The following is a 22,523-nucleotide window of genomic DNA, read 5'->3' as shown; positions in this document are numbered from 1 at the left end:
GCGCGCCGATGATCCGTTGAATCGAACCAAGAAAACAAGAAGATGCGAATTGAAATGCAAAAGCCCAAATTGTCTCGTGGTGTAGTCGTAGCAGGTGTGTTGCTGGCGCTGGCCGGTTGTGGCGAGAAGGCCAAGGATTCAAGCCAGTCGCTGGCGCGGATCAATGGCTCGGAGATCACCATTCACCAGCTCAATGCCGAAGTGAAGACCTCGCCCAACCTGCCGATGCCGACCCTGCTGGAAGCGTTGATCAATCGCCAGTTGCTGGTGGACGCGGCCAAGAAAGCCAAGCTCGACGAAGACCCTGCGGTGCTGGCCGAACTGCAAAAGGCGCGCGACACGGTGCTGGCGCAAGCCTACGTGGCCAGTCGTGCCGGGACCGTGACGCCACCCACCGACCAGGAAGTGGCCCAGTTCTACAAGGACTCGCCCGACAGTTTCGCCCAGCGTCGACAGTACGAATTCAACGAGTTGATCATCGAGCCCGCAGCCATGACGCCCGAGATCGAGAAGTTCATGACCGGCAAGAAGGGAATCGACGAAGTGGCCAACTTCCTCAATACCCAACGCGTACCTTTCCGGCGCGAGACGGTCAACCGTTTCAGTTCCGAATTGCCGCAGGTGATGGCTACCAGCTTGCGCACCATGGAAATCGGTACGCTGTTCGTCGTCAAGGAAGCGTCGCAGACCCTGTTGGTATCGCTGGCCGATTCCAAGTCGATCCCGCTGAGCGTGAACGCGGCCGCGCCGCAGATTCGCCAGTTGTTGGCATCGCAGAAGTACACCGAACGGGTCAACGCGCAGATCACGCCGCTGCGCACGGCCGCCAAGATCGAATACCTGCCGCGCGGCGAGGCGATCCTGAAGGCGGCGCCGGCAGGCGCTGCACCGACGAACGCGGCGGCAGGCAACAAAGCCGATGACGGCCATATCCAGCGTGGCGTGGCCGGCCTGAAATAGCCGGTTGGCAGCAGGCAATCCCCCAGTCCCGATATCCAATCAATATTAAAAACGCAGTGCAATCGAGGTGGCAAAGATGAAAAAAATGATGGCTTGCTTGGCTCTGATCATGATGTTCCTCCAGGGAGGAGCACATGCCGCAGATGTACCGTTAGGACCTGGCGACGTGGTGCGCGTGACCATCTATGGCGACGTCAACCAGCCGACCGAAACCCGGGTCACCGAAAGCGGCACCATCACCGTGCCGCTGATCGGTGAAGTTCGCGTGGTCGGCCTGTCGTCCACCGGCGCCGAACAGAAGATCGCCAACCAGTTGCGCGACAAGGGCTTCATGCGCGATCCGCAGGTCAACGTGCTGGTGACCAATATGGTCAGCCAGCAGGTAGCGGTGCTGGGGCAGGTCACCAAGCCCGGTCGTTATGTCATCGATGGTCCCCGCACCGTCACCGACATGGTGGCCAATGCCGGTGGCGTGACCCCGGACGGCGGCGACATCGTCACGCTGGTGCGCACCGATGACGGCGTCACCACACGCGAGCAGATCAACCTGTGGGAGCTGAGCAACGGCGGCGACCAGGCCAAGAACGTCGTGCTGCAGAAGGACGACGTGCTGGTGGTGGAGCGCGCACAGAAGTTCTTCATCTATGGTGAGGCCCAGCGGCCCGGCATGTATCGCCTGGAGCATGCCATGACCGTGCTGCAGGGGTTGTCCGCCGGCGGCGGCCTGACCACCCGTGGCACCGAACGCGGCATGAAGATCAAGCGCCGTGGCAGCAACGGCAAGCTGACCGAGATCAAGGTCGACGACGACACCTTGCTGCAGCCGGACGACATCCTGTATATCCGCGAAAGCTGGTTCTGAAGAACACCGCAGGCCTGTTTTGACCGTATCGAACCAGAATAGAAGATCGAGAGTCCGCTCATGAATTTTGCCCAGTTATTCCTTATCCTGCGCGCACGCAAGGGCCTTATCCTGAAGGTCCTCTTCACCGTGGTCTTCGTGACGGTGGTGTTGAGCCTGCTCATGCCCAAGACCTACAAGGCCAGCACCAGCCTGGTGATGAACTTCAAGGGTACCGACGCGCTCACCGGCCTGGCCCTGCCGGCGCAGTTGACCCCCGGCTACATGCCGACCCAGGTCGATATCATCAACAGCAAGGCGGTCGCCCTCAAGGCGGTCGATGCCCTCAAGCTGGCGCAAAGCGCCGATGCCCGGCGCCTCTATGAAGAGCAGACCGGTGGTGTGGGCGACTTCCGCGACTGGCTGGCGCAACTGCTGTTGAAGAAGATCGACGTGGTGCTTTCGCGTGACAGCAACGTGCTCGAGATCACCTACAAGAACAGCGATCCGCAGTTCGCTGCGGCCGTGGCCAACGCGTTTGCCAACGCTTACCAACAGGTCAGCATCGACCTGAAGGTGGCGCCTTCGCAGCAGGCATCGAGCTACTTCGCCGATGAAATCAAGCGTCGCCGCGAAGCCTATGACGAAGCCCAGCGCAAGATGTCGAAGTACCAGGAAGACAATGGCATCGTCAACACCGACAACCACTACGACGTCGAGAACACCCGCCTGGGCGACCTGTCGACCCAGCTGGTAATGGCGCAGGCGCAGGCCATGGAAGCGACGTCGCGTCGTGCCGCGGCCAGCGGTCCTGGCGCCGGCGAGTCGCCCGACGTGGCCAACAACACGCTGATCCAGACCCTCAAGGCCAACCTGGGCGTGTCCGAGTCCAAGCTGGCGCAGTTGTCGCAACGCCTGGGCACCAAGCACCCCGACTACCTGTCGGCCAAGGCCGATGCCGACAACCTGCGTGCCGAACTGAATCGCCAGATCGGTATTGCCTCCAATGCCGTGGGCAACAATGCATCGGTGTTCGTCAAGCGCGAGGCCGAACTGCGTGCCGCGGTGGCCGCCCAGAAAGCCAAGGTACTGGACCTGAACCGCAAGCGCGACGAATTGTCTGTACTACAACGCGAACTCGACAGCGCCCAGGATGCCTACAAGACCATCTCGCAGCGCGCCACCCAGGTGAACCTGGACGTGTCGGCGGTGCAGTCCGATATCGGCGTGCTGTCGGTGGCCTATCCGCCTCAGCAGGCATGGGCACCGAAGATCCCGCTCAACATCATCCTGTCATTGTTTGTTGGTACGTTCCTGGGTGTGCTTGCCGCACTGGTGCTGGAGTTGCTGAACCGCCGCGTGCGTTCGGTGGCCGACATGCAGGGCCTGGCTGGCGGCCCCGTGCTGGGTGTGATCGAAAGGGCGCAAAAGTCGACGCTGGGCAAGCGCCGTTTCTGGCAGCGTCGTAAAACGGCGGCAGTGGGCGCGTAAAGCGTCGAGCCTTCTGCCATTGAGCCACCTCACCGGAACCAGAACAATATGACAACCGCACAATTTCATTCCGAGTCCATTGGCGCTGCCAGTGGCAAATTGCCGGGCCGTTCGATCGGCGCCATCCTGATCGACAGCGGCGTGCTCACGCCCGACAATGCCGAACGTATCCTGCGGCTGCAAAAAGAGAAGGGCATGCGCTTCGGCGACGCCGCCATCGAGTTGCGGCTGTTGACCCAGGAAGACATCGACCAGGCGCTGTCGAGCCAGTTCGACTATCCCTACCTGCGCAAGGGCCAGAGCGCCGTCAGCGCCGAATTGATCGCCGCCTACAATCCCTTCGATGCCCAGGTCGAGGCACTGCGCGCACTGCGCAGCCAGTTGATGCTGCGCTGGTTCGACACCGAGGCCGAACGCAAGGTGCTGGCCGTGACCAGCCCTGGCCGCGGCGAAGGTCGCAGCTTCCTGGCCGCCAACCTGGCGGTGGTGTTCTCGCAACTCGGCGAGCGCACGCTGCTCATCGATGCCGACATGCGTCATCCGCGCCAGCATGAACTGTTCGGCCTGAAGAATTCCAGCGGCCTGTCGTCGATGCTGACCGGTCGCGGCGAAGATCCGGTCATTCGCATCCCGGCCTTGCTCGGCCTGTCGGTGCTGCCGGCCGGCCCCAAGGCGCCCAACCCGCAGGAGCTGCTGGGACGCCCGGCGTTCACGCAGCTGCTCGCCGAACTGGCGCCCGACTTCGACGTGATCCTCATCGATACCGCGGCCAGCACCGAATATGCCGACGTCCAGACCGTCGCGGTACGGGCCGGTGCCGCAGTGATCGTGGCGCGCAAGCACCTGAGCCATGTGTCGGCAGTGCGCGGCCTGAGCGAACAGTTGTCGCAGTCCGGCGTGGCAGTGGTCGGATCCGTTCTTAACGAGTTTTAAGCAATCCCGACGTAGCAGCTAGCCAGGGGTGTCGAAGCGGACATCCCCGGGAGCTTGCGCCCTCAAGCTTCATAGGCCTGCCGCCATCGCTTCGATTGCACCCGCTTTTTTTGCGCATCGATGCCGGTGTTCCAGGTCTTCCGTTTTCGAGAGTCACGATATGTCTCTAACAGGTATGCAAAGCGCGGAGTCCCCAGTAGACCGCCTGCCCGCCGGCAAGCGCGGCCTGCTGCTGCCATGGCTGGTGGTGGTGCTGGGCATCCTGTTGCTGTACGTGCCCACCGTGATCGACCTGTTCCACGGGCCCTGGGGCACCGAGCGTAATGCGCACGGCCCCATCGTGCTGGTGGTGTCGTTCGGCTTTTTCTACATCCGCATCCGGCAGTTGCTGCGCGCCGGCGAGATCGTGCGTGCGCCGCGTCCGCTGCTGGGCGCCTTGGTGCTGCTGCTGGGCCTGCTCAGTTTCGTGCTGGGACGCTCGCAGAGCCTGCATATCTTCGAAGTCGGTTCACTCATCCCGGTGCTGGCCGGCGTGATCATCTTCTTCTATGGCTGGCAGACCTGCCGCCGCATGTGGTTCGCGTTCTTCTTCATGATGTTCATGATCCCGCTGCCCTCGACCTTCGTCGACGCGGTGACCTTGCCGATGAAGATCGCGGTCTCGGCGGTCACCCAGCTGGTGTTGCATGGCATCGGTTATCCGGTCGCGCGCGACGGTGTGATCCTGGTCATCGGGCAATACCAGCTGCTGGTGGCCGACGCCTGCGCCGGCCTCAATTCGCTGTTCACGCTGGAAGCGCTGGGCCTGCTCTACATGAACCTGGTGCGTCACCATTCGGTATTGCGCAATACCGTGCTGGCGATGCTGATCATCCCCATCTCGTTCGCCTCCAACACCATTCGCGTGATCATCCTGGCGCTGATCACCTACTACCTGGGCGACGCCGCTGGCCAGGGCTTCCTGCACGGCTTCGCCGGCATGGTGCTGTTCCTGACGGCACTGGGACTGATCATGGCCATCGACAACACGCTGGTGTGGCTGGTGGAGCGTCGTGAACGGTCCCGCCCGCACGCAGCCACGGCTGCAGTGGCCGTGCCACCGAAGGAGTCGCAGGGGCTGCTGTGGCAACGCAATGCGGGGCTGTTCGCCATCGGTGTCAAGGGCGCGGCTGCCGTGGCCGTGACCATGGCGCTGACCCAGGGCATCTCGATGGCGGTGATGCCGCAACCGGAAGTGGTCGGCCGCACGCCGGATATCGAGACCATGATCCCGCACCGCTTCGGCCAATGGGTGGAAGTGCCATCGCCCTACCTGCAGGTGGACCTGTCGGTGGGCGAGGAGGGCGGCAACAGCAGCGAGCAGCCTTACGATTCGGTGGTCATGAAGACCTATCGCAACGCCCAGGGCGAACAGGTGATGCTGGCGCTGGCCTACGCCCGCCAGCAACGCCAGGAAGTCAAGATCCACCGCCCCGAAGTCTGTTATACCGCGCAGGGTTTCGTCGAGCTCAACCATGCGCGGGTCGAGATAGCGGCCGCGCCTGGCATGAGCGTCACCGGCGACCGCTTCCTGATGCAGAACAAAAACCGCATCGAAGCCGTCAGCTACTGGATCCGCATGGGTGACGCGTTTCCCCGCGGTGGCTGGGAAACCCGCATGAAGTTGCTCAAGGACGGTCTCGACGGCAAGGTGCCCGATGGCATCCTGGTGCGGGCTTCCAGCCTGATGACCGACCCCGCCCAGGTCGAGGCCGCCTACCTGCTGCAGGAAGGATTCCTGAAGGACCTTGTGGGTGCGGTGGGGCCCCAGGCCAAGGCCTTGCTGCTCACCGGCGGCGCCGACAAGCTCAACGTGGCCATGGCCAATACCGGAGCGATCAAATGACCGGCCTTCTGTTCGTCCTGGCGGCGGTGTGCATCCTGCTGGCCATCCATCCTTTCATTACCTATCCGATGTCGCTGGTGCTGTTGCGGGCGATGGGCGTGCGCGATCACAACGCGCCCAACGCCACGCTGCTGCCGCTGTCGGATGCGTCCAAGCTGCGCTTCGGCATCTGCGTATGCGCCTATAACGAAGAGAAGGTCATTGCCGATACCATCACGCGCCTGATCGCCCTGCGCGCCGCCGAGCCTGACCTGGAGATCCTGGTGCATGTCGATTTCTGCAGCGACCGCACCCCGGATATCGCGCGCCAGTTCGAGTCGCAGCTCGACGGCTTGCTCATCGCCGAGCGCCGACGTGGCAAGACCGAAGGCATGAACCGCCTGGTGGCCATGTCCAAGGCCGACATCCTGTGCTTCACCGACGCCAGTGTCGAGATCGACGCCCAGGCCTTTGCGCACTTTCGCCAGCACTTCGCCGATCCCGAAGTGGGGGCGGTATGCGGCAAGCAGGTCTTCACCGACCACAACGGCTCGGTCAACGCCGCCTCCAATGCCCTGTACTGGCGCATCGAGGAAAAGATCAAGCAACTGGAAAGCGATATCGGTTCCATCATGACGCTGGACGGCTCGCTGTATGCGCTGCGCAAGCCGCTGCGCCACGCGCCCCCGGAAGACATCGTGGACGACTTCTTCATCCCGTTCATGATCATGGCCGATGGCTATCGCGTGATCCAGTCCCAGCATGCCAAGTCGTCCGAGCCCTCGGTGACCAACGATGGCGAGGAAATGCGCCGCAAGATCCGTATCGCCGCCCAGGGCTTCAATGCCCACCGCACGCTGTGGCCGGTGATCTCGAAGATGAGCGCGCTGACGCTCTACATGTACCTGTCGCACAAGTTCATCCGCTGGTTCGGCATCGTGTTCCTGACGCTGGGCTGGGTGCTGCTGGAACTGGCACTGGTGGTGGCCGGCGCCGGCTGGCTGGCGCTGGCACTGGCGCTGCTGACGGCCCTGACGCTGGTGCTGGGCATCAAGTTGGGCATCAAGCCGTTTTCCACCGTGACCAATATCCTGATGGCCTTCGTCGGCGCCGGCCTGGGCGTGTGGCAAGGCATTACAGGCGCGCGTTACCAGGTGTGGGAACCGCCCACCAGCGCGCGCAAGGCAAAAGACAAGTAAAGGCAGGCTGATAATGAAATGTTTATGGATTGCCCGTGAAACCCCGTATCCGGCCGACAGCGGAGACCGCATCTACACCGCGCAGTTGTCGGAATCGTTTGCCGTCGCCAACGGCGAGCTGACCTTCATCGGCATTGCCGATCAACACACCAAGGCGCCGCCGGCGGCCAGCCGTATCCAATGGAAGAGCGTCGACGGCGGCCGCTACGGCACCGCCCGCTCCCTGCTGTCGACCATGCCCCTGGTGGCGGCCATGCACGCCACCGAACGCTATCGCGCCGAACTGCGTGCGCTGTATGCGCAGCCCTGGGATGCCATCGTGTTCGACCACTACGCATCCGGCTGGGCGTTGCGTGAATTCGAACGCAGCAAGCTGGCCCAGGGCACCCGTCGTCCGCGCCTGGCCTACATCGCCCACAACCACGAAGAGAAGGTGTTGCGCGCCGTGGCCGCCGATTCCGACGCCGGGCTGATCAAGCGCGCCGGTTTCTGGCAGAACTACTTCAAGGTCAAGGCCATGGAGCGCCACATGGTCGACACGGTCGATGTGGTCACCGCCATCACCGCCGAGGATGCCGCCGCCTTCACCGCACAGAGCCCCGGCGTGAAGACGCTGGTGCTTACGCCCGGCTACAACGGCCGGGTCAATGAAAGCCGTCGCATCGACGCCAGCGGCCCGCGCCACGTGATCATGGTCGGCTCTTTCCGCTGGGCCGCCAAGCAGGACAACCTGCGGCAGTTCCTGCGCATTGCCGACGCTATCTTCGCCGATGCCGGCATCGTGTTCGATGTGGTGGGCGACATGCCTGCCACGTTGCGTCGCGAGCTCGAGCCCGGCCTGAAGGCGACCGTGCTGCACGGTTTCGTCGATGATCCGGCGCCGATCTACGAAAAGGCACGCATTGCGCTGGTGCCGGAGGCCATCGGCGGCGGTTTCAAGTTGAAGTTCCTCGACTATATCTTCCAGCGCCTGCCGGTGGCCACGCTGAGCGACGCCGTGGCCGGCTTGCCAGCCGAGTTGCGCCAACAGATGATCCAGTCCCCCGACCACGCCGCGCTGGCCGAAGCGGTAGTGGCGCGCATCGACGACGTCGCCGCGCTCGATGCCATGCAGGATATCGCCTTCGAACGGGCGCGCAGCCTGTTTCGCTGGAGCGATCGCGGGCAGGCGCTGTTGACGGCACTGGCGGCATAAGGCGGATTCATGAAGACTTCCCATCAGGCCTACCGCCCCGACATCGATGGCTTGCGCGCCGTGGCGATCCTGCCCGTGGTGCTGTTCCACATCGGCTTTCCAGGCTTCTTCGGTGGCTTCGTCGGGGTGGACGTCTTCTTTGTCATTTCCGGCTACCTGATCACGGGCATCATCGTGCGCGAATTGCGCCAGGGCACGTTCTCGATCGCCGATTTCTATCGCCGCCGGGTGCTGCGCATCTTCCCCGCCTTGTTCGTGATGCTCTTGGTGGTGTCGGTGCTGGCTGCGCTGGTGATGCTGCCGGCCGAGCTGCTGCGCTATGGCAAGTCGGTGGCGGCCACCACACTGTTCTCGTCCAATATCCTGTTCTACTCGGAAAGCGGCTACTTCGCGCCCGACTCGCACACCAAGGCCTTGCTGCATACCTGGTCGCTGGCGGTGGAAGAGCAGTTCTACCTGTTCTGGCCGTTGATCCTGATGGCACTGTCGACCAGCCGCCAGACCGCGATCCGCTGGGGTGCCGTGATCATCACGGTAGTCTCGCTGGGGTGGTCGGTGTGGCTGCTCAAGCATGATGCCACGGCTACCTTCTACCTGATCCCGACCCGCGCCTGGGAACTGATGGCGGGCGCGCTGGTGGCGATCTTCCCCGGCCTGCCGGCCAACCGTCGCTGGCTGCGCGAGGTGCTGGCCGCGCTCGGCCTGCTGATGATCCTGGTGGCCATCAAGTTCTACAACGACAGCGTGCCTTTCCCGGGCGCGGCCGCCCTGTTGCCCTGCGTGGGGGCAGCGGCCATCATCCTGGCCGGCAGTGGCGGCAATTCACTGGTGGGGCGCCTGCTGTCGTGGCAGCCGGCAGTGTTCATCGGCAAGATCTCGTTTTCACTGTACCTGTGGCACTGGCCGGTGATCGTCTTCACCCAGATCGGCCTGCTGCGCGAGCAGACCTGGACCGTCAAGGTGATCGAACTGCTGGCCTCGTTCGTGCTGGGTACCCTGTCGTGGCGCTATGTCGAGCGGCCGTTCCGCCATGTCAGTGCCGCCGTGCCGAATCGACAGGTGCTGGGGCGCGCCGGCGTGGCCATTGCGCTGGGGCTGGTGGTGGGCCTGCTGTACGTGGTGCCGCAAGGCTGGCCGCAACGCTTCAACGAACAGCAACTGGCCGCCGCCAGGTACGAAACCTACGACGGCGACCACGAATATCGCGGCGGCACTTGCTTCGTGGTCGGCGACAACCAGAAATTCGATGCGGCGCAATGCCTGCAGACCAGGTCGGGCAGCCCCAATCTGCTGTTCATCGGCGACAGCCATGCCGCGCACTTGTGGCCGGGCCTGCAGGCCGAAGCCGGCGCCGCAGGCATCAACGTGCTGCAGGCCACGCATACCGGCTGCCGTCCCGCCATTGCCGACCTGGCGCAACCCAAGGGCGCTTGCCAGAAGTTCGTCAGCCAGATCGTCACCGAATGGCTGCCGGCCCATCCGGTCGATGTGGTGGTGCTGGCCGGGCGCTGGACCCGGGCCGACCTGCCCGGTTTGCCCAAGGTGATCGCCGCGGCCAGGCAGCACGCCAAGCGGGTCGTGGTGGTAGGTCCGATCCAGCAGTATGTGTCGGCCCTGCCGCGCTTCCTGGTACGCGCCTCCAGCAACCAGCAGCAGGCTGCCGCACAGGGCCTGGCGTCGGGGCCGTTCGCCCTCGACCCGCAATTGCGCGAGGTCGCCGTGGGGGCCGGTGCGCAATATTTCTCGCTGATCGGGGCGTTGTGCGCCCAGCGCAGCTGCAAGGTGACGGTCGACAATGGCGTGCCGCTGCAATTCGACTATGGCCATCTCACCGTCGAAGGATCGCGTTATGTCGTGGGACTCATGATGCCGGTGCTCGACGGGCGCAAGCCGGTCGACACGGTCGCCAGCGTGCCAGCCGCAAATGGGCCGCGTCCTTGAGGACCGGGTCCATTCATCAAAGAACAAGTTGACCAAAGAACCGCACCGTATGGAACATTCTCCCATCGCCATCGTTACCCCGTCGTACCGTAACGACTTCGAGTACGTCAAGGACCTCAGTGCCAGCCTGGACCGGTATTGCCGCGTACCGTTCAAGCACATCCTGATCGTGCCGGAATCGGATCGCAGCATGTTCTCGGTGCTGCAGTCGGCCAATCGCATCGTCATGACCAAGGAAGCGGTGCTCAAGCGCCACGGCTTCTTCAAGCTGCCGTTGCCCAAGCGACTGGTGATCCCGGGGCTGATCGACCGCCGTTTCAAGGAACAGTGGTACAAGCTGGGAGTAGGGCGCCTGAGTGGCTGGGTGATCCAGCAACTGATCAAGCTGGCCGCCACCGAATACACCGATGCCGAAGTGATGGTCTTCGTCGACAGCGACGTGCTGCTGTTTCGCGAACTGACCGCCGACGACCTCTATATCGATGGCGCCCTCAAGCTGACCCAGAAGCCGATCCATGCCGGCATGACCTCGCACATCGAATGGCACCGCAATGCCCTCAAGCTGGTCGGCGCCGAGGACTTCAAGGGTGACCTGTTCAACTACATCGGGCAGTTGATCTGCTGGCGTCGCGATGTGCTGCAGCAACTGCAGCAGCGCATTACCGAGGTCACCGGTGAAGACTGGATCGTGGCCCTGGCCAAGAAGCGCGATATCTCCGAATACATCCTCTACGGGGTCTTCGTCGAAGCCGTGCTGGCGGCCGAGCAGCATCGCCAGGTGCTCGACCCGGCAGGCCTGACCTGCTCCTACTGGACCCCGGACGCCAACTTCAGCGCCCAGGCCATGGCCGCCACCGTCAAGCCGCAGCATGTGGCGCTGCACATCCAGTCGACCATCGACATGAGCCTGGCCAAGCGCAAGCAGACCCTGGACGAAGTGATCCGACTGCAGGGAGTGGCCTCGTGAAAGTCAAGCACACCAAGATTCGCCGTATCCTGGCGTTGGCCATTGCCCACCTGCCCCTCGGCGGCCTGCGCAGGCTCGGCTATCAAATGCTGATGGGATATCGCTTCGGACCCGGCACACGCATCGGTTGGCAAGTGCAGATCGCGGTCGACAGCTTCGAGGCCGGCGCCAATGTGCTGATCCGTCGCGGCACCACCTTCATCGGACCGATTGCGGTCAAGCTGGGCGACAAGGTATTCGTGGGACGCTACAACAAGATCGAATGCGGCGATGGCGCCGCCCACGACAACGTCAGGCACATGAACTACGCGCGCAGGTTCGTGGTCGGGCACAACTGCCTGATCAACGAATCGCACCTGTTCGACGTGCTGGGCGAGATCCGCATCGGCGACGGTACCTGGGTCGCCGGGTTCGCCTCGCAGTTCCTCACCCACGGCGCCGGTACCATGAATCGCGACATCTCGATCGGGCAACAGTCCTTTCTCGGCTCGGCAGTGCGCTTTTCGCCGGGTAGCGGCGTGGGCGACCAGGTGATCGTGGCCATGGGCGCGGTGGTCACCAAGCGTATCGCCGAGCAGCGTGTCATCATCGGCGGCGTGCCGGCGCGCATCATCAAGCAGCGCCCGGATGACGACAAGCACTCTTTCTCCAAGACCTGGGAAGGTTGAAACAATGGCCTCGCTCCAGCACCAGCCTATCCACCAGCCCATCCTTGCCACGGCAGCGGCCGCTGCCCCGGCCGTGCGCATTCATGAACTGGACGGCCTGCGCGGTCTGCTGGCGTTGTTTGTCGTTGCCTATCACATGTATGGCTCGCTGCCGCTGGTGCAATCCACGCTGTGGCAATACGCGCCCATTTTCAGCCAGGCCTGGTATGCAGTCGATGTGTTCTTCCTGATGAGCGGCTTCGTGATGATGCACGTCTATTCCGGGGTGTTCGCCGCGGGCAGCACCGTTGCCGCCTACGGGACGTTCATGTGGGCGCGCGTGGCCCGCCTCTATCCGGTGCATCTATTGAGCATGATCCTGATGCTGGTGATGGTGCTGGCTACCTCGCGTGCCGGCGAATTCTTCGCGCTTGGCGGACGCTACAGCGCCGGGGCTTTCGCAGGCTCGCTGTTGATGCTGCATGCACCATGGATCGACTACCGCTCGTGGAATTACCCGTCCTGGTCCATCAGTGCCGAGTGGCACGCCTATCTGCTCTTCCCGCTGCTGGTGCCAGTGGTGTTGCGCCTCCGGCGTGCCATGGCGACCATAGTGGCGCTGGCCTGCGTGCTGGTGCCGTTCGCCTTGTATCTGCAGCACGTCCAGCCCGATCAGTATCCGACCAACGGCGTGGTGGTGCTGGCCCGTGTGCTGCCGCTGTTCCTGCTGGGGATGCTGCTGTTCCACTTCAGGAGCCAGCGTGTCTTGCGCTCCGGGCTGGCGGCGTTGCTCATCGTGCTGGCGACGCTGGTGCTGTTGAGTATCGACAGGTGGGCGCCGGCGGCGGTACTGCTGGCGCCGGCGCTGGTACTGGCGGCCATGTCGCCGAACTGGTTGCAGGCCGCGTTACGCCATGACAGCCTGCTGTTGCTGGGCAGGATTTCGTACAGCCTGTACATGACGCACGCGCTGGTCGAACGCTTCATCAGCGTTGCCATGGGAGCCGCCAGCAAATACGCACACCGCGATCTGGCGGCCGATCCGGTAGTCGCCTTCTGCGCCTGGGGTGCGGGCGTGATTGCGGCGGTATGCCTGGGATACCTGGTGTGCCGATGGATCGAAGACCCGGCACGCCACTGGTTGATGAAGACCGGGACGGCGCCGGCCAAGGCCAAACAGGTACCGCAAGCATGAGCCATTCAGATCAACAACTTCGCGCCAATCTGGCACCTGCGGCCATGAAGTCGACGGCCTACCGCCCCGATATCGACGGCCTGCGCGCACTGGCCGTCCTGTCGGTGGTGCTGTACCACGCCGGGGTGGGCGTGCTCAAGGGTGGCTTTGTCGGGGTCGACATCTTCTTCGTCATTTCCGGCTACCTGATCTCGAACATCATCTTCCATGAGCTCGAGGCCGGCAAGTTCTCCATCGGCCGCTTCTACGAGCGCCGCATACGGCGCATCCAGCCGGCCCTGCTGGTGATGGTGGTCTTCACCATCGTCATGTGCGCGGTGATCTACGTGCCGATCGACTTCAAGCTGCTGGCCCAGAGCGTGGGTGCGACGGTGGTGTTTTCGTCCAACATCTATTTCTATCTCAAGAGTGGCTACTTCGACCCTTCGGCCGAGAGCAAGCCTTTGCTGCATACCTGGTCGCTGGCGGTCGAGGAACAGTATTACCTGTTCTTCCCGATCCTGGTGCTGCTGCTGTGGCGGCATGCGCGGCGCCACCTGGTGAGTGTGCTGATGGCGCTGGCGGTGGTGTCGTTCGTGTTCTCGATCTGGCAGGCCAGGGCTGCTTCCAATGCGGCGTTCTACCTGCCGTTCGACCGCATCTGGGAGTTGCTCATCGGCGCCTTGCTGGCCACCGGCGCGATCCCGCCGCTGCGCACTTCCGGCGTGCGCACGCTGGTGGGGTTCGTCGGCCTGGGCGCCATGATGGCGGCGATCCTGCTGTTCTCGCCGCACGATGTATTTCCCGGTGAACGGGCGCTGCTGCCATGCCTGGGCGCGGCCTTGCTGATCTATGCGGGGCAGGGCGGCGCGGCCGGTGCCAATGGCTGGCTGTCGACCCGGCCGATGGTATGGACCGGCAAGATCTCGTATTCGCTGTACCTGTGGCACTGGCCCATCATCGTCGCCGCACAGTATCTGCTGTTTCGCAAGCTGCACGGCTGGGAGATCGTGCTCTACATGGCGCTGGTCTATTGCCTGGCATGGGCCAGCTGGAAGTGGGTCGAGCAACCCTGGCGCGACGCCAAGACGCTGGGTTTCTCGCGTCGCCAGGTCTTCGGCCTGACCGGTGCGGTCACCGCCGTCGGCGTGGGCTTCGCGCTGGTGGTGCACCTGACCGGCGGCATCCCGGGCCGGTTCTCGCCGCAGGCGCGCGCCTATGCCGCCACCGCACTCGATACCAACCCGGCGCGCAATGCCTGCGACAGCCCGTCCCGCACGCGACTCGACAGTGACGATGTGTGCAGCCTGGGCGCGCCGGCCGCGCCCTTGAGCTTTGCGCTGATCGGCGACAGCTTCGGCGACGCCGTCGCGCCCGGCGTCGACCAGGCGGCCAAGGATGCCGGCAGGCGCGGCCTGGTCCTGACCCATAGCGGCTGCTTCCCGTTGGCCGGCGTGCAGCAGACCGACAACCTGTCGTGCAATGGGGTCATGAATGCCACTTTGGGCTTGATGGAGCGTCATCCCGAGATCAGGGACGTAATCATCGTGGCGCGCTGGACCTCGGCCTTCCTGGGAACGCGTTTCGGCCAGTTCGAGCAGAGCGGCTGGTTCCTCAAGGACGATGAAACGCGGCAATTGGGTTACGACGAGAACCGCAATGCGTTCGAGCGTGGCATGGTGCGCACGCTGCATGCGCTGGATGGGCGCAACATCACCATCTTCGCCTACATTCCCGAGCAACGCTATGACGTCCCGCGCGCCATGGCCATGCATAGTTTGTTTGGCCGGCCACAGCAGGTGGACCTGCTGCATTCGGACCATGAGAAGCGCCAGCTCGACATGCGCGGCGCCTTCAAGAAGCTGGCGCAGGCCTCGCCCACGCCGTTCCGGGTGATCGATGTCGGTGCGTCGTTGTGCGATGCGCAATCCTGCGGGGTGATACGCGATGGGGTGGTGCTGTACGCCGATGACAACCACCTGTCGCGTTCCGGCGGCATCGCGCTCAAGTCGCTATGGAGCCGGGCGTTCGAACCGGCCGCCGGAGGCGCCCGGTGAGGCCGATGCAACACGCCGAACTCGAGCCGGCTGTCGCCCAGCCGGAGGTACGCATGGTGCTGCCACCCAAGCGCGCGGCGCTGCGTATCCATGAACTCGATGGCTTGCGCGGCATGCTGGCGTTGATGGTGGTCTGCTATCACCTCTACGGGTCGCTGGCCAGTGTGCGCGACCTGCTGCATGATCGCCTGGTGATCCTGACCCAGGCCTGGTATGCGGTGGACGTGTTCTTCCTGATGAGTGGCTTCGTGATGATGCACGTCTACGGCAAGGCGTTTTCGCAGGGCGCCGGGCTGAAGGCCTTCTTCAGGTTCATGTGGGCGCGTGTGGCGCGGCTGTACCCGGTACACGTGTTTGCCATGACGGCGATGTTGCTCATCATGTTGCCGGTGCTGTATCGCCAGCCCGAACTGTATGCCTGGCAGGGCCGCTACAGTCTCGGCGCCTACGTCGGATCGCTGCTGATGCTGCATGGCCCCTGGATCGACTATCGCTCCTGGAATTACCCGGCCTGGTCGATCAGTGCCGAATGGCACGCCTACCTGCTGTTTCCGTTGATGGTGCCGTGGGTCGCGCGCATCGGCCGGGTAGGCGCGATTCTTGCGGTGATCGCATGTACCCTGGTGCCGCTGGCGCTGTACCTGCAGAACCTGCAGCCCGACCAGTATCCGACCAATGGCGTGCTGGTGTTGCTGCGGGTGTTTCCGTTGTTCCTGGCGGGGGCACTGCTGTATCGCATCGCGCCTGCCCACTGGTTCGGCTCGGGCCTGGCTGCCGCGGTGCTGGTGCTGGCGACCGTGGTCGCGCTGAGCCACGAGCAGTGGGCGCCGTGGGCGGTGCTGCTGGCGCCGGCGATGGTCTTGTCCGCCTTGTCGGGCAACTGGTTCCAGGCCGCGTTGCGGCGTCCGGTGCTGTTGTTCTTCGGCAAGATCTCCTACAGCATGTACATGACGCACGCGCTGGTGGAGACCTTGATCGTGCTGGTATGCCGCGTGGCCCGGCGTTATTTCCAGCTGGACATCGCCAGTGACCTGCAATTGGCGTTTCCGCTATGGGCCGGCGGCATCGTGCTGGCCATCGTGGTCGGCTATGCAGTCTGGCGCTGGGTAGAGGAGCCGGCCCGCAAATGGGTCATGAGCCTGCAAACTTGAAGCGCGATACTTGGACCAAAGAAGGCATGACAGATATTCAATACAGATCGGCAACATGAAGACCACCTTACCGAATTTACAGATATTGCGTTTCCTGGCCGCGGCCATGGTGTTGCTCAGCCACGTCCAGCACGAGGCCGAGAAGATGACCTTCGGCGGCGCCCACTACGTGCCCTGGAATGCCATCTACCTGGCCGGCGGCGTGGATATCTTCTTCGTCATCAGCGGTTTCATCATGTATGCCATTTCCAGTTCGGCCTTCGGCCGTGACGGCGCGGCCGGCAACTTCCTGGTGCGTCGGCTGATACGGATCGCGCCGCCATATTGGTTGTTTACCCTGGCCATGCTGCTGGCCACCGTGGTCTTCGCCGGTCACATCACCCATTCGAAGCTGTCGATGGCCAACGTCATCGCCTCGTTCTTCTTCATTCCAGTCAACAATGCCTATGGCGGCGCGTATCCGGTGCTGATGCTGGGATGGACGCTGAACTACGAATTCTTTTTCTACATGGTCTTCAGCCTGGCCCTGTGCTTTAGGCGCACACTTGGGCTGGGGCTGGTGTTCGGCCTGATCGGCGCCTTCGCGCTGGTGGGCATGTTCGATGTCGTGCGCCAGCAGCCGTTCATGTTCTGGACCAATCCCATCATCCTCGAATTCCTGATGGGGATCGCGCTGGCAATGGCGCGCGAGCGTGGCCTGCGGGTGTCGCCCCTGGCGGCAGTGATGGCCATCGCCGCCGGCTTTGCGCTGATGTTCGTGCTCAAGGCGGCCGGCATTGCCACGGCATACTGGACGGTGCGGTTCCTGTGGATGGGCCTGCCGGCGTTGCTCATCTGTGGCGGTGCCGTGCTGGTCGAGCAGAAGCCCGAGACCACCGGCCTGAAGAAGGCGCTGGTGTTCCTGGGCGATTCGTCCTATGCGCTTTACCTGTCGCATCCGTTTTCGCTCAACCTGGTCTCGGTGGTGTGGGGGCGTGCCGGCTGGCAGCAGCCTTACGCCTACGTCGCACTGAGCTGTATCGTTTCTCTGGCCGTGGGCGCGGTGGTGCATGTGTTGATCGAGAAGCCGATCACCAACTACCTCAACGACAGGTTGCGCGCGCGGCAAAAGCCGCCCGTGCTGGCCACGCACTGACGACCACCCGAATCAATTATCGATGAGTAGCTTATGAAACCTGGAATTCGTCCCCGTGCCGTGAAGATATCCTTGCTGTGCGGGCAACTGTTGGCGCTGGCCGCGTGGTCGGTCGGATCGGCCACCGCCCAGGAGCAAGTGCAGTTGCCCTTGCCGCCAGGCCCGGCCCCGGCCGAATGCGCGCCGGTCAGCGCACCGGCGCAGGACAGCGTCACGCTCAAGCGCACCTTCTTCGACGACTTCGACAAGATCGATTTCAGCGCCAACAAATGGACGCCGCACTATGACGGCGGCTTTGACCAGATCTCGCGCCGTTGGCAGGGGTACGACTGGGTGGTCAAGCGCACCGCGCCAGCCATTCGCGAACAGCAGATCTACGTCGATCCCAATTATCGCGGCACGGCCGGCAAGTCGCTCAAGCTGAACCCGTTCAAGATCGACAACGGCATCATGAGCATTACCGCCGAGCGCGTACCGGAAGAACTGGAGAATTTCCTCGGCGGCTTCCAGTACATGTCGGGACTGCTGACGACGCGCCGTTCGTTCACCCAGATGTATGGCTATTTCGAGATCCGCGCCAGGGTCCCGGCCGGACCCCACCTGGTGCCGGCATTCTGGATGCTGGCCGACGACCGCACCTGGCCGCAGGAGCTCGACGTCATGGAAGCGCCCAGTCACGTGCGTGACACCATCATGAGCACCCTTCACTGGCAGCAGCCGGTCGGCCAGGCCAACAAGACCGCCTGCCGCACCCCGCTCAAGGGCTACGACCAGGATTTTCATCTCTATGGCGCCTTGTGGATGCCCGAGCGCATCGTGTACTACATCGATCGCAAGCCGGTGGGCCAGGTCGCCACGCCCAGCACCTTCACCAAGCCGATGTACATGCTGGTCAACCTGGCCGTAGGCGGCACCTGGGTCGGCAACGCCACGCCCGACACACCGATGCCGGTCAAGTTCGACGTCGACAATATATCGGCCTTCACCATGGGTGAGCCCGATGCCTGCACAACTGCTTCCAATGGGGTCAAGACATGTCAAGGCAAATGAGAATGCCAGCGGCGATGAACGCCACCGGCCTGGCAAAGGCCCCGACCCAGGACATACCCTGGAAGCCTTTCTGGGTGGCCATGCTGGTGATGTCGATCGTGCTGTTTTCCGGCGCCTGGCTGTTCCAGCCCAGCACCTTTGGCGGGGTCGATACGCTGCAGACCGACAAGATCGGGGGCGTACCGTTTCAATACCTGCTGTGGTTGATGATCCTGCTCGGCCTGTGCCTGCACATCGGTCGGGCCGGGTTCGATTTCCTGGCGCGCGTGCTGCTGCCCTGGCTACCGTTTTTCCTGGCGGGCCTGACCGCTTCCGTCTTTGGCATCTCGCCCTTCACCTCGCTTCGGGCGTTGGTGCTGTGGACCTTCTGCATCCTCTCTGCGGCAATCGTCGTGGGTGAGTTGCCGGTGGCGCTGTCGCGCAAGGTCCTGTTCCGCACCACTGCAACGCTGATGGTGCTGTCGGTCCTGGTTTCGGTGGCGGTGCCGGCAATCGGGCAACACGCCAATGGCGGCATCTGGCGCGGGGTGTTCTCCAACAAGAATGCGCTGGGATGGATTGCCACCTTGTGCATGCTGGTCTCGGCCGGCATGTGTACGCGCCAGCGGTGGAAATTTCCTGCGTTCGTGGTCGCCCTGGCCATCCTGTGCATCCTGATGTCGGGTTCCAAGGGCTCTCTGGTGGCGGCATTGGTGACCTTGGGCTACCTGGGACTGGTCGGTTTCCTGCGTTCGCGGGTGACCGTGGCGCTGGGCGTGACGACCTTGCTGGTAAGCCTGTTGTCGATATTGATCTTCGGCTTCTTCGTGTTGCCGGAATTGCTGGCACTGCTGGGCAAGGATCCGACATTTACCGGCCGTACCTTCGTCTGGTCGATGTATTTCAATTCGATGTTGAACACGCCCTTCCTGGGGGAAGGGCCAGGCGCATACACCTATCTGTCCGAATTGACCTTGCCCCTGGCGTTGCGGCTGAGCGATCTCGGTGCCATCGTCACGCCCCACAATGCTTTCCTCGGTGCATTCGGCGACGGCGGCATTGTCGGCCTGCTCGCCTTTGCCGGTGTGTTGATCTACCTGGCCATGATCGCGCCGTTCCTGCGCGCCGACCGTGCCACCCTGGTGTGCGCAGGCGTGGCCTTCTTCAACATGGCGCACGGCATGGTCGAGACCCATGAAGTCTTCACCACCGGATTTGCCTGGTTCCTGATGGTACTGCTGCGCGGCATGGCGCTGCGCGACGAGCAGGAAAAGACGGGCGCCAAGGCGGCGTCCGGCCACGTCGTGAACGCACTTGCCTGATGCTAGAAAGGTTCTCATGAACGTATTTGCCAATGACAACGGCAGGGACCCGTCGGCGCTGCGCCTGGTGGTCGGCATCCCCACCTACAAGCGTCCCGAACTGCTGCGCGCGCTGTTGCAATCGCTGTTACCCGAATTGCAGGGGCGCGAGGTGTTCGTACTGGTGGCCGACAACGATTGCGGCACCGATGCCCCGCGCGTGGTCGAGCAATTCGCCGCCAGCTGGCCCGCCGCCAAATGCATCCCGGTCGCCGAGCGCGGCGTGGCCCAGGTGCGTAATGCCCTGGTCGCCCATGCCGGCGTCGTCAGTCCGGATTGGGACTGGCTCTTGATGATGGACGACGACGGCCTGGTGACCGAGGGCTGGATCGCCAACCTGCTGGGCGCCGGCCTGCGCTACGACGCCCACCTGGTGGGCGGCCCGGTGCAGGGCGTATTGCCGGCCGACGCCAACATCCTGGCCCGCAACAGCATCTTTGCCGCGCGCACGCGCTGGAGCACGGGTCCGGTCAAGACCCTCAATACCACCCAGAACCTGGCCATTGCGCGCGCCACCACGCAGCTGATCGGGCTGCCGCTGTTTCGTAACGAATACGGCGCCTCGGGCGGGGAGGACTACGACCTGTTTCGCCGCGTGGCGCAGGCGCGCGGTCGCATCGTGTGGTGCGACGAGGCGATCGTGATCGAACCGGCACCGGTGGACCGCCTGACCGTATCCAGCCTGCTTTCGCGCTATGCCACCACGGGCGCCTACATGGTGCGCATCGACGGTTTCTACGACGGCTGGAGAACTACTGCGTGGCGCGCGTTCAAAGGACTGGCGGCATCGGTGCTGCGCACCTGCCGCGCGGCCATCATGTTCAGGCGCGACGAGTGCGCGCGCTCGACACTGGCCATCGCGCATTATCTAGGTCGCGTGGCAGGCTTGGCAGGCGCCAAGACCACGCGATACGTTTCGACCAATGGAAAGGATGCATCATGACCAGCGCACAAGACAGGCAACCCGATTCCTCGCTGGCGATCGGCCTTTGCACCTACAAGCGGCGCCCGTCGCTGGAGCGGCTGCTGGAACACATCGCCGTGGCCGTGGCCACGCTGGGCCAGCCGGCCACCGTGATCGTGGTGGACAACGACGGTAGCGACCCCGAGGTGAGGAAGTCCGTGGAAGGTTTCTCGGCGCGCACCGGTATCGCCGCCAACTACATCATCGAGAGCACGCCCGGCATTTCGGCCGCCCGCAATGCGATCTTCGACGAAGCGACCCGTCTTGGCGTGCGCTTCATGGCCATGATCGACGACGACGAATGGCCGGCACCAGGCTGGCTGGTGGAGTTGCTCAAGACCCAGTCGGCCGAGCGCGCGGCGGTGGTGGGCGGCCCGGTGCGCCCTGTGTTTCCCGACAATGCGGCGCATCTGCAGAAGTATGCGCGCTACTGGTCGGTGCAGCGCCAGTTCCTCGAGGGCAAGCCTTTCGTGTTCTGCTCCTGCAATTTCCTGATCGACATGCAGGCCATCGCCAACGAGCCGCGCCCCTTGTTCGATGAAAAATTCGGACTCTCGGGGGGCGGCGATACGGTGTTCTTCCGCAAGTTGTTCTATCGCGGCCACCCCATGGCCTGGTCCGAGGACGCCTGGATCCACGAAGAAGTGCCGCAGTCGCGGGCCGGCTTCAAGTGGATGCGCCAGCGCCGCTACCGCGTGGGCAACCACGCCGTGCGCTGGGAAAGCATCGGCGGCAAGTCGTTGCGCTCCTTCGCCAAGACCCTTGGCATCACCGCGCGATTGCCGCTGTATCCGTTGTTCCGACGCGAACCCGAATCGGTGATGGTCGGCTGGCTGCTCGAATACGACAAGATCCGGGGCCGCTGGGCATCGCACTTCGGCGACGTCTTCGTCGAATATGCGCGTCCCGAAGAACCGGGGCAGAAGCAATGCCGCTGATGCCCTTGACCAACGTGTGGGCCGGGGTGTCGCGCCATGGCTAGCGCCGCCGGCTTGCTGGCCAGGCTGGAGGCCAAGTTCCGGCTATGGACCATCGTCTCGACCATGGTGCCGACCATGGGCGCCCTTGGCCTGCAACTGGTGACGTTCGCCATCACCGCACGCGGCCTGGGGGTAGAGCAGTTCGGTCGCTATACCGCCTTGCTGGCCATCGTGGCGGTGGGCGTCGAATTGATCGGCATGGGCGGGGCCGACTTGCTGGTGCGTGCGGTGTCGCGCGACAAGAGTCGCTTTGCCACCTACTACGGCAACATGCTGTTGAGCATCGCCATCACCTTGCCCATCGCGGTGTTGGTCGGCACGCTGGTGGCCACCGGCGTGATGCGGGTCGAAGTCGACCTGCCTTTCATCGTCGTGGCGCTGTTCGCCGAGATCGGCCTGGCGCGGGTGTCGGCCTCGACCGAACTGGTGATGGTGGCACATGGTCATACCGCACGCGCCGGTTGGGTGCGGGTCGCCACCGTGGTGGCGCGCTTGGCGGTGGCGCTGGCGTTCTTCATGGTGCTGCAGCGCAGTGCGCTGGACGACTGGATCCTGTTCCTGACGGTGCAGTCGGTGCTGATGATGTTGTTCTATGGCTGGCTGGGCGGGCGCCTGTACGGCAGGCCGCAGCCGG

19 protein-coding genes are annotated in these 22,523 nt (G+C 63.6%); all 19 read left to right on the top strand.

What is annotated here, in order from left to right; all coding sequences use genetic code 11:
* The first annotated feature begins 54 nt into the window (after positions 1–54).
* On the top strand, positions 55–960 hold the full coding sequence (locus tag PMI40_RS06960; RefSeq protein WP_008113557.1) for an EpsD family peptidyl-prolyl cis-trans isomerase: 906 nt from the start codon (positions 55–57) through the stop codon (positions 958–960).
* Between the two features lie 109 nt (positions 961–1,069).
* Positions 1,070–1,822 (top strand): polysaccharide export protein EpsE, encoded by a 753-nt coding sequence (gene epsE, locus PMI40_RS06955; RefSeq protein ID WP_238540911.1) that lies wholly within the window; start codon positions 1,070–1,072, stop codon positions 1,820–1,822.
* Between the two features lie 60 nt (positions 1,823–1,882).
* Positions 1,883–3,292: a chain length determinant protein EpsF gene (gene epsF, locus PMI40_RS06950; protein WP_008113554.1), complete on the top strand. Its 1,410-nt coding sequence runs from the start codon at positions 1,883–1,885 to the stop codon at positions 3,290–3,292.
* A 48-nt stretch (positions 3,293–3,340) separates the two neighbouring features.
* Complete coding sequence (gene epsG, locus PMI40_RS06945) at positions 3,341–4,225, top strand: chain length determinant protein tyrosine kinase EpsG (RefSeq protein ID WP_008113552.1); 885 nt, start codon at positions 3,341–3,343, stop codon at positions 4,223–4,225.
* Between the two features lie 160 nt (positions 4,226–4,385).
* A complete protein-coding gene (gene xrtB / locus PMI40_RS06940; protein ID WP_008113550.1) occupies positions 4,386–6,110 on the top strand; it encodes an exosortase B in 1,725 nt (574 codons plus the stop codon).
* Positions 6,107–7,288, top strand: a complete 1,182-nt coding sequence (locus tag PMI40_RS06935; protein WP_008113549.1) for a glycosyltransferase — start codon at positions 6,107–6,109, stop codon at positions 7,286–7,288. Before xrtB ends, PMI40_RS06935 begins: the two co-directional genes overlap by 4 nt.
* Before the next feature lie 13 nt (positions 7,289–7,301).
* On the top strand, positions 7,302–8,483 hold the full coding sequence (locus PMI40_RS06930; RefSeq protein WP_008113548.1) for a glycosyltransferase: 1,182 nt from the start codon (positions 7,302–7,304) through the stop codon (positions 8,481–8,483).
* Between the two features lie 9 nt (positions 8,484–8,492).
* Positions 8,493–10,424 (top strand): acyltransferase family protein, encoded by a 1,932-nt coding sequence (locus PMI40_RS06925; RefSeq protein WP_008113547.1) that lies wholly within the window; start codon positions 8,493–8,495, stop codon positions 10,422–10,424.
* Positions 10,425–10,473: 49 nt separating this feature from the next.
* Positions 10,474–11,391: a DUF6492 family protein gene (locus PMI40_RS22900; RefSeq protein ID WP_008113546.1), complete on the top strand. Its 918-nt coding sequence runs from the start codon at positions 10,474–10,476 to the stop codon at positions 11,389–11,391.
* A complete protein-coding gene (locus PMI40_RS22895; protein WP_008113545.1) occupies positions 11,388–12,059 on the top strand; it encodes a hypothetical protein in 672 nt (223 codons plus the stop codon). The genes PMI40_RS22900 and PMI40_RS22895 overlap by 4 nt, the downstream gene beginning before the upstream one ends.
* Positions 12,060–12,063: 4 nt before the next feature.
* The gene (locus PMI40_RS06910) at positions 12,064–13,233 is read left to right on the top strand and encodes an acyltransferase (protein WP_008113544.1); all 1,170 of its coding nucleotides are present in this window, start codon (positions 12,064–12,066) and stop codon (positions 13,231–13,233) included.
* Positions 13,230–15,269, top strand: a complete 2,040-nt coding sequence (locus PMI40_RS06905; RefSeq protein WP_157221460.1) for an acyltransferase family protein — start codon at positions 13,230–13,232, stop codon at positions 15,267–15,269. Before PMI40_RS06910 ends, PMI40_RS06905 begins: the two co-directional genes overlap by 4 nt.
* A gap of 5 nt (positions 15,270–15,274) precedes the next feature.
* Positions 15,275–16,420, top strand: coding sequence for an acyltransferase (locus tag PMI40_RS06900; RefSeq protein WP_040501760.1), 1,146 nt, complete (start codon positions 15,275–15,277; stop codon positions 16,418–16,420).
* Between the two features lie 55 nt (positions 16,421–16,475).
* The gene (locus PMI40_RS06895) at positions 16,476–17,555 is read left to right on the top strand and encodes an acyltransferase (protein ID WP_008113540.1); all 1,080 of its coding nucleotides are present in this window, start codon (positions 16,476–16,478) and stop codon (positions 17,553–17,555) included.
* A gap of 33 nt (positions 17,556–17,588) precedes the next feature.
* Positions 17,589–18,605: a family 16 glycosylhydrolase gene (locus PMI40_RS06890; protein ID WP_008113538.1), complete on the top strand. Its 1,017-nt coding sequence runs from the start codon at positions 17,589–17,591 to the stop codon at positions 18,603–18,605.
* A gap of 2 nt (positions 18,606–18,607) precedes the next feature.
* A complete protein-coding gene (locus tag PMI40_RS06885; protein ID WP_008113536.1) occupies positions 18,608–19,906 on the top strand; it encodes an O-antigen ligase in 1,299 nt (432 codons plus the stop codon).
* Positions 19,907–19,922: 16 nt separating this feature from the next.
* Positions 19,923–20,888: a glycosyltransferase family 2 protein gene (locus tag PMI40_RS06880; protein WP_008113535.1), complete on the top strand. Its 966-nt coding sequence runs from the start codon at positions 19,923–19,925 to the stop codon at positions 20,886–20,888.
* On the top strand, positions 20,885–21,847 hold the full coding sequence (locus PMI40_RS22890) for a glycosyltransferase family 2 protein (RefSeq protein WP_008113533.1): 963 nt from the start codon (positions 20,885–20,887) through the stop codon (positions 21,845–21,847). Before PMI40_RS06880 ends, PMI40_RS22890 begins: the two co-directional genes overlap by 4 nt.
* Positions 21,848–21,883: 36 nt before the next feature.
* Positions 21,884–22,523, top strand: a 640-nt coding sequence (locus PMI40_RS06870; protein WP_008113530.1) for an oligosaccharide flippase family protein, incomplete at its 3' end; no start/stop codon positions are given.

Origin of the sequence: Herbaspirillum sp. YR522 (genome assembly GCF_000282575.1) — a bacterium.
Classification (GTDB): Bacteria; Pseudomonadota; Gammaproteobacteria; order Burkholderiales; family Burkholderiaceae_D; genus Herbaspirillum.
Note: the sequence above shows the minus strand (reverse complement) of the source record. Positions and strands in the feature narration are given on the sequence as shown.